The following is a 9,573-nucleotide window of genomic DNA, read 5'->3' as shown; positions in this document are numbered from 1 at the left end:
GAATTAATGTCATACCTGAAATTAATGCAATTTTCAAAAAAGTTTTAATTTTTTCACATTTCTTCCACAGGTATATAATATATATATATATATATATATATATATAGGAAAGGTGTGTTATTAAAATGAAGAAAAGTAGAAAAATTTTTCTTTCTTTTGGTGCAATAATAGCATCATCATTAGTTTCAGTTTCAGCTATTACTGCTGCCAATCAAGAAAATTGAAATGAGTTTCAAAGAATGGCAGCCGAAGACTTGAAAACTTTTATCGAATCACAAGAAAAGCTTGCTGATTCTACTACCACTATAAATAATTTGCATGTTCCATCTGGATACAAAAATTCAAGAGAGAATAGGAGAAAAATAATAGATTTTGCAATTGATGAAAATCAATTGCAATCAGTTTATGATTTTTTTATTCAATTATCAAGTTTTAACCAAATTAATGATGAGAACTCTAAAAATGAGTGAATTAAAGAAATTAAAAATTGATTTTGAAATAGACCTGGTTTATATTTCGATAATTACAACGAAAACAAAAAAGGTTCACTTGAATGAAGATTTATGCCTAACGAAGCCATTACTGATGAGGATCATGCAGCTGAAAATGCAATTGAAGTATTTGATCAAAAAATAAAAGATTTAACAACTTTTAAAACACTTAGTGAATATCGAGGAAGATTTAATACTTTTCAAGAATTTGAAAAGTTTATTTTAGACGAACTTCAAGTAGAATTAAAAAAAGAAGTTTATAATGCTCCACGAGCATATTATGATAATTTTGTAACTATTTTAAAAAATGCAACTGTAGATCCAAATGATTCAAATAATTTAAATAGAAATATTCCACAGGATTTAAGTAATACATTATTGAATTGATTAAAAAATAGTCAAAACTTAAATGCTGATGAAAAAGCTAAGGGTGGAAACCATGGCGAAGCTTTGGAATTATTAGGGGATAATGGATTAATTGGAATAAATAACAAAATTGCTGAAATTAGAACCAAATTAGCTACTTATCAAGCAAAAAAAGCTTCTTTTGATTATAAATTTGAACCTGATGAACCTGAAAAAACTGATTTTGATAATGAAAAAGAAAAATTAACAACTCAATTGCAAGAATTACAAAAAAAATTAAATGAATTGAACACAGCTATTAATGGAACAATTAGTAGTACAGGTTGAGACAGGAAGAAACGAAAAATATTAAATTTAACTACTACTAATCATGAGTTAGCGACAGGTCTAAGTACTTATATAGTTGCTGAAGATAAATTAGAAGGTTTATTAAAATATAGAGAAAAAGTTGCAGAATTACAAAAAATACTTTCAGATTCTTCATTATCTGATGAGCAAAAAAAACACTATACTGAAAGGATCGATAGTTTGGGTGATAATGCAGATAATTATGCTGAGTTGCAAACTATTGGAGACGAGATCAAAAATTCAATTGAAGCAGATTCAAATGTAGAAGAAATTATAAATAAATTTAGTTTATGAACTGACGAACAACAAAAAGATCCTTATCGTGAACAAATTAAAAACGTTTATAATGATTCAAATTTGGACGAACAAGCTAAAAGTGCAAAAATTAAACAAATTGAAAAACAAATTTTTAGCAAAATGAAAGAAAATGCTAATAATTTAATTGATCAAACTTCTTTAGAAAACACAGAAAAAGATGCATATAAAACTTTAATTAATTCTGAAAGTATGGATGAAAATATCAATCCATATGATTTTCCTCTACTTAAAACAATCACAAAGGCTAAAATAGATAATTTAGATAGTTTAAATCCAGCACAAAAAGAATATTTTAAAAATAAAATTAATGATCAAAATATTGATGACGCTACAAAATCAAATGCAATTTTAACTGAAGCAGAAACAGTAAATCAAAAAATGAATGATTATAAAAATACATTCAAGGATGATGCTAACAGTGACGCAACCAATGTAGCAACAATTAAGAAAAGCACTGATTATACTGAAGCAGATAGTGATAAAAAAACTGCTTTTGATAATGCTTTAGATCAAAGAAACACTGATTTAACAAGTTCGACTGATAATTTAACAATCGAACAAATTAATCAAAAAATTGCAGCTTTAAAACAAGCAAAAGAAGATTTAAATGGTGATGAAAATCTAGCAGAAGCTAAAAAACAAGCAAAAAATAAATTAAATGCTACTTATACATATTTAAATAATGCGCAAAAAGAAGATGCAATTAATAAAATTGACGCATTAACAACAGTAAACGCTGTTAATAATCAAGATGCTGAAAATAAAAAACTTGACGATGCTATGAAAAGTTATAGTCAAAGTCCAGCTAATATAGAATCAATTAGAACAACTACTGATTATACTCAAGCTGATAATCAAAATACTTTAGAAAATTTAATTACTGCTAAAGAAAATGAAATTAATAAAACAAGTGGGCCTAATTTAACATTAGAACAAGTAAAAGAAAAAACTACAGCACTCAATAATGCAGTTGCTGCTTTAAATGGTGATGAGAGATTAAAAGCTGCTAAAGATGAAGCAATTAGAAAAATTAATTCAGAATATTCATATTTAACACAAAAACAAAAAGAAAAAGCAATTGAATTAATTAATAGTCAAAATACTATTGAAGATGTTAACAATCAAGATACAACCAATAAAGCTTTGGATTCTTCAATGAAGACTTTAAAAGACTATATTTCTAATCAAGAAAAAGTTACTTCAAGCAATGATTACACTTATACCACTAATGATTTAAGAGCTGCTTATGATGGTAACCCAACTAAAAATAACAATGTAAAAAGTGGTGCGATTAAAGAAGCAGAAGATTTAGTAACTGCTTTAAATACTGAAAACAATTCTGATTTGATGAATAAAGAAACAATTGATGCTTTAAACAAAAAAATTAAAGGCGCAATTGATGCTTTAAATGGACAAGATCGTTATGAAACTGAAGTTGCAAGATTAAATGATTTAAGTACTGCAACTGCCAAAGTTAAAGATAATATAAAAACAACTGATACAGCAAGCGAAATTTCAAATGATGAAATTGAATTTAATAATGATACTATTCCACAAGATGCTAAACCAGTTGACTTAGTTATTTCAAATCCAAATGAAGTAACAGGTAAATTAGAATTAAGTTACAAATATCAATCAACTAAAGAAAATCTTGAAAGTGTTCAATCAAGTGAAACTTATGCTTTAAATAATGATAATGCCTTAAGTACTTTAACTGAACAAGAAAGATTGGATCAATTAGTTCAAGATGAAGCTGTTACAAAAACTGTTGATTTTAATGGCGCAGATAAAGAATCTTTTGCTGTTAGTGATTTAAACAAGGATAATTTCACAACTTCTATTACTCCAACTAATAATGCTAAAGTAATTATCGATAAAATTGAACCTGATCCAAATGATCCAAGAGGAATAATTGTAACTTATAAACTAGAATCAACCAAAGACAATTTAGATAATCAAAAAGTTGTTTCAAGCAAAAATTTAACTACTAAAATAACTGGATTTATGACCAGCGAAGAAAAAGAGCAAAAAACTATTAATAGCTATAATGCAAGTAATTTTTTAGGAACTCCTGATCCCCTTACTCAAGCATCAGAATTTGTAAATAAATCATCAGAAGTTAATATTGCTTTTGATGCTAATGATAATGTTGATCATTCAAATGAAACCATTGTGGTTAAATCAATTAAATCTTGAGATGATAGAACTGGAACATTAGTAGCTAATTTTGTGGTTCAAAGTAATAAAAACGGTAAAGTTCTTACTTCAGATCTTAAAACTATAACTATTAATGGTTATATGACTGAAGAGGAAAGATTAAATGATTTATTGACAAATAGATCTAAAAAATTTGAATTTAATGGTGATAAACCACAAAACAAAACTACTGTAGATGAAGTTGAATTAGCACAATTATCAGGTTATTTAGCAGGACCAAATAATAAAGTTAAATTAATAATTGATGAAATTACTGCAAGAGATAGTCAACACGGTACAGTTACTTTCAAATATCATCTCTTATCTACTCGAACAGATATTCCGAATAATGAAATTGTTTCTCAGTCAAGAACTTATTCTTTAAGTCTTTTTCAAACTGATGGTGAAAGAGAAAAAGAAAATGAAAGAGAAAAAGAAAATTTAAAAGCTAAAGGAATTGATGATTTAGAAATAAATGTAACTAAAAATAAATTAGCTTCTGAATATAATGCCGATGAAATTACTTTAAGTGCTAAAGATTCTAACATTAGTGTAATTGATAAAAAAATTATTGGTTACAATGACATTACTGGTGAAATTAAACTTTCATATAAACTAAAAAGTAATCAAAGCAATATTGAATCTGATACCAAAGAAATAATTCTTAGTGGCTTTAAAACTGAAAGCCAAAGATTAAATGAACTTTTAAATACTTTAAGTAAAGAAGATATTAGTTTTGATGGAACTAAAAAGGATCAATTACCTTCAGTTGCGCCAGCTAATGATAAAAATAATTATGCTTATGATGAAGCTAAAAAAACTACTAACAAAGCTAATATAGAAATTAATTCAATTACTCCAAATAATCAAGCTGGAGAAAATACTTTAAATCTCAAATTAATTTCAACTAAAACACAAAATGAATTAATTTCAAATTGAGAAATTCATAATTTTGTTGCTCCTGAAAGTAATAATAAAAACTCAGTAATTGATGGTTTTAGAACTAAGGAAGAGCAAGATAAAATAGATCGCGATGCAGAAAAAACACGTTTAAATAATTTAACTGTTGTATTAGATTATGAAGATAAAAATGCAACCTTACCTTCAGATGCAGTTATTAAAAAAGTAATTAAAACTATTAAAGAAACTAATCCAGAAGCTAGAGTTGTAATTGATAATATTGATGCAAGAAATGAAATTGAAGGTTCTATTAGAATCCAATACCATTTAGTTTCTGAAAAAAGCGATGAAATTTATCAAGATGTAACTTCAGAAAATAAATACGCACAAATTAAAGGCTTTAAGACTGAGCAAATGCGTCTTGATGAAATTATGCAAAACTTAGCAATTAAAGCTGGAATTAAAAATCTTGCAAGCGACAAATATAATAAATTAAAGGCATCAAAATTATTAAAAGACTTAATTTTAAATAAATTAGCAACTAATCAAGATACAAGCTATAACTTAAAAGTAGTAGATAAATCAGCTAATGATAACACAGGTGAAATTAGTTATACTTGACAAATTATTTCTAATAGAGGTGTGGTAAATTCACAAAACTTGAATAATGTAACATCAAGCGACCAATATAAAAAATCAGGTACTTTAAGTGGCTTTAAAACTTTAGAGCAAATTGAAAAAGAAAGATTAAATTCTCTTGATTTTAGTGACAAAGTTGAAAATGGTGTTGTTTATCGTATTGATTATCCAAATAAAGCAAATGAACAAGCTTCAAGTTTAACAGATGCAACCACTAATTGAACTTGAGATACATTAAATAAAGATAATTATGAATTCATTAATCAAAAAATTGTTGGTTACAATGATTTAACTGGTGAAATTCGTTTAAGTTTCCAAATTAAATCAACTAAACCAGACTTTGATTCTGTAGTTTCTGACACTAAAGAAATTATTATTAGTGGATTTGAAACAGAATTACAAAGATTAAATAAATTAGTTGACACTAATCCATATAATATTTCATTAAATAGCACTGTTAATAAAGAAAATAAAAAAGCTTCAACTTTAAATAAAGATGATTTTAGTGCTTCAATTAAAGAAAATGCTGACAACACAAACGATTATAGCTCTGATTTACTTCTAACAGATGCTAATGATAATACAGGTCAAATTGGAGTTAAATACAAATTAATTTCAAATAGACAAGTAAATACTGATCAAAATGATTTGAAAAAATTAGTAAGCAATTGAAAAGATACATTCAATGAACAACAAGTAATTTCTAAAGAATCAACTTCTGTTAATTTTGATGGCTTCTTAACTAATATTGAAGAAGAGAAAAGAAGAATTGAAAACTTCTTACCACAAATTGTGCTTGATTTTACAAATCGTGATCAATACTTACCGCTTTATAATGAAAAAGATGTAATTGATTCAAAAGTAATTGTTAAATTAAACAATGATGAAACTTTAAAACAAAATCACATTAAAGTTAAAGAAAATTCATTAACTATTACTGAACGTGATGATCGTGAAGGATATATCAAAGTAACTTATACCTTGCAATCAACTAAACCAGGTTTAGAAGGTGCAGAAATTGTTGTTAATGAAACAAGAAGTGATAATACTAATAAATTAAGCGGTTTTAAAACTGAATTACAAAGATTAGAAGGTTTAGTTTTTGATTTTAATAATAGTGTTAGTGATAAAAATCAAAAACAAGCTTCAAATACTGCAATTACTATCAGTAATTTAAGTCAAAACGATGCTAAAACTACAAATATTACAATTAGTAATAAAACTCGTGATGAAAGAAATGGTACTTTAAGTGGTACTTATAGCATTTATTCAACAAGAGATGGTTTAAATGACATTCATGTTGATGATAAAAAATTCACTATTAACGGATTTTTAACTGAACAAGAAAGAATTAATAATTTATTAGCTGATGATACAATTCAAGCTCATGTTGAATATAAATTAGATAATCAAGCTGAAATTTTACCTTCAGAATTATTAGCTAATAAAGATGAAGTATTAAATAATTTAAGTACATATTTTGATATGAACTTAGATAATGAAGCGATTAATCAAGTTAATTTAAAAATTAGTGAGTTAAGCGCTGATGATGCTAATGGTTCAATTACCTTTAAATATAAAATTGCTTCAACTAAAGAAAACTTAACTGATATTGAATCAGAACAATCTAAAACTATTACTTTAAGTGGTTTCTTAACTGAATTAGACAAGCATAAAAAAGAAGCTAAGAAAACTATTGATGCATTACAAAACATCTCAGAAACACAAAAAGATGCTGCTAAAGCTAAAGTTGAAGAACAAAACACAATTAACAATGTAAATAACATTGTTTCAAATACAACAGCAGTTGATGCTGCTCTAGTAACAATTAAAGATATTGTCCCAGTTAAAGAAAAAGTTCAATTCAAAGAAGCTGATGCAGATAAACAAAATGCATTAACTACAGCATTAGATAATTTAAATTCATTAGAAAGCAAAGAAGTCTTTGAGAACGCTGTAGAAAACTTACAAGATAAAGTGCAAACTCTTAAAGATGCTCACAAAGCATTAAACGGAGATGCAAACTTAGCAAAAGCTAAAGCAGATGCTATTGCTGCTATCGATAAGTTAAGTTACTTATCAGAAACACAAAAAGATGCTGCTAAAGCTGATATTAATGCTAAAGAAGCTATTGTAGATGTAAATAACATTGTAAACAATGCTACTTTAATGAATAATGCTAAAGAAGCTCTAGAGAAAGCTTCTAAAGCACAAAAAACAATTGCTTACACAGAAGCTTCAGAACAACCAAAAGCTAACTTTGATGCAGCTAAAGCTAATGTAGAAGTAATTAAAGATATTACTAACTTTAATGATCCAGTAGATAACATTGTTGATTTAACAAATAAATTAAACAATGCAACTGCTGCTCTTGATGGAAGTGCAAGCTTAGATGCTGCTAAAGAAGAAGCTCTTAAAGAACTTGCTAAACTTTCATACATATCAGATGAACCATATTCAACATCTGAAAAATTCAAAGCTTCTGAAGCTATTAAAAACGCTACAGATGCTGAATCATTAGATAAAGCAATTTCAGATGCTAAAGCTTTAAACAAAGCTAACTATGATGCAAAAGTAAGTGAATTAGATAACTTAACTAATGAATACTTACAAAGTACATATGGGACAGCTAAATCAAATAAATTAAGAGAAAAAATCGAAGAAGCATTAGCAAACTTTGCTGCTAAATCATTTGAAGACACAAATGGTGCAGAAGCTATTACTAAATCTAAAAACTTGCTTAGTTTAGTTGATTACATCACAACAGATGTATCTAAACCTAAATTTAACACATCATCAGAAGCTTCATCATTAAGCAACATTGACGAGTTCTCAAAAGCTTTAAATGATAATAATTACTTTAAAATTGCTACAAAAGATAAATCACAAATTAAAGCTGATGATGTTAAAAACTTAAAACAAATTATTTCTAATATTGCAAAGATTAACAACTTAAATGTGCTTACAACAGCGATTACAAAATCATTAAAAGAAGCATCACCAATCTTAATCTGACCATACTTTGTAGCTGCTTCAGCTGTAACTTGATTAATTGGTATGTTAATCTTTGTATTTGGTAGAAAGAAATAAGAAATTAACTAACGTTTAATAAACAAACAAAATCAATCGGTACTTGATAAAAATAGTGCTGATTTTTTGTATTTTTTAAAAATATAAAAATTTCATAAATGTGAAACTTTAAGGTAAAATATGTAAAAAATTGCATTTTTGCAAAAAAAAAAAAAAAGATGCTTCAAAGTTGATTTTTATGATATTTATAAGTATAATTAATATGAATATTTGGCTTATAAAAAAGAAAAGAATAAAATAAGTGCTTTTCTAGCTTAAAAATTAATATTTTTAGCTTCCTTAAGTATTTATTGAAAAAGGAAATTTTATGAATTTAAAAAACAAGAAAAAATGAATTCTTTTACCTTTAAGCGCAGGAGTTGTAGCTCCAATTGCTTTACTTACAACAGTAAGTGCAACAACTGAAACTGTAACAACTACAAATCCTGAAACTGATGCTCTTGAAGGAAGAACAAAATTCAATGATACAAAGAATGAAGCAGTTAAATCACTTAACGACTTATCATTCTTATCAGATGAACCATATCCATATGATTCAGAAAAATTCAAAGCTTCTGAAGCTATTAAATCTGCTAAATCAATTGAAGAACTACAAAAAGCTATTGAAGATGCTAAAGCTTTAAACAAAGCTAACTATGATGCACAAGTATCTGAGTTAGAAAGCTTAACAAACCAATACTTAGCAAGTACATATGGAACTGAAAAAGCAAATGCTTTAAGAAAACAAATTGAAAATAAAATTGCTATGTTCAATTCAAAATCATACAAAGAAGAATCTGGAGAAAAAGCAGTTGCTAAAGCTCAAAACTTACTTAACTTAGTTGACTACTTAACATCAAAAGTTTCAGAATACAAATTTAATAAAACAGCTAAACAATTAGATTTAGCTAACTTAAATGAGTTTAAAAAATTATTAACAACATACGATTACTTCAACATTCAACTTAAAGACAGAAGCGACATAAAATCAGATGATGTTAAAAATATGAAACAATTAGCTCTTGATGTTTCAAAAATCAAAGACCTTAATGTTTTAGTAACTGCTGTTAAAAAATCATTAGTTAACAGAGTTCCACGCTTAGTATGACCATACGTTGTTGCTGGTTCATTAATTGCCTTCTTAAGTGGTATTTTCATTGCGACTGCTGCTAGAAGAAAAAACAAAAACAAATAATGATTTAATTTAAATAAAATTCAGTACCACTCACATGGTACTGTTTTTATA

At 26.8% G+C, this 9,573-nt stretch carries 2 protein-coding genes; both read left to right on the top strand.

The window, feature by feature from the left end; translation table 4 throughout:
- Nucleotides 1-125 precede the first annotated feature (125 nt).
- Complete coding sequence (locus ACMZI9_RS02245; protein ID WP_416099193.1) at nucleotides 126-8,348, top strand: lipoprotein 17-related variable surface protein; 8,223 nt, start codon at nucleotides 126-128, stop codon at nucleotides 8,346-8,348.
- A gap of 307 nt (nucleotides 8,349-8,655) precedes the next feature.
- Complete coding sequence (locus tag ACMZI9_RS02240; RefSeq protein WP_323176373.1) at nucleotides 8,656-9,522, top strand: hypothetical protein; 867 nt, start codon at nucleotides 8,656-8,658, stop codon at nucleotides 9,520-9,522.
- The last annotated feature ends 51 nt before the right edge of the window (nucleotides 9,523-9,573 follow it).

Origin of the sequence: Mycoplasma sp. 4079 (assembly GCF_047785185.1) — a bacterium.
Classification (GTDB): domain Bacteria; phylum Bacillota_I; class Bacilli_A; order Mycoplasmatales; family Metamycoplasmataceae; genus Mycoplasmopsis.
This window is presented reverse-complemented; position numbering and strand designations above follow the sequence as displayed.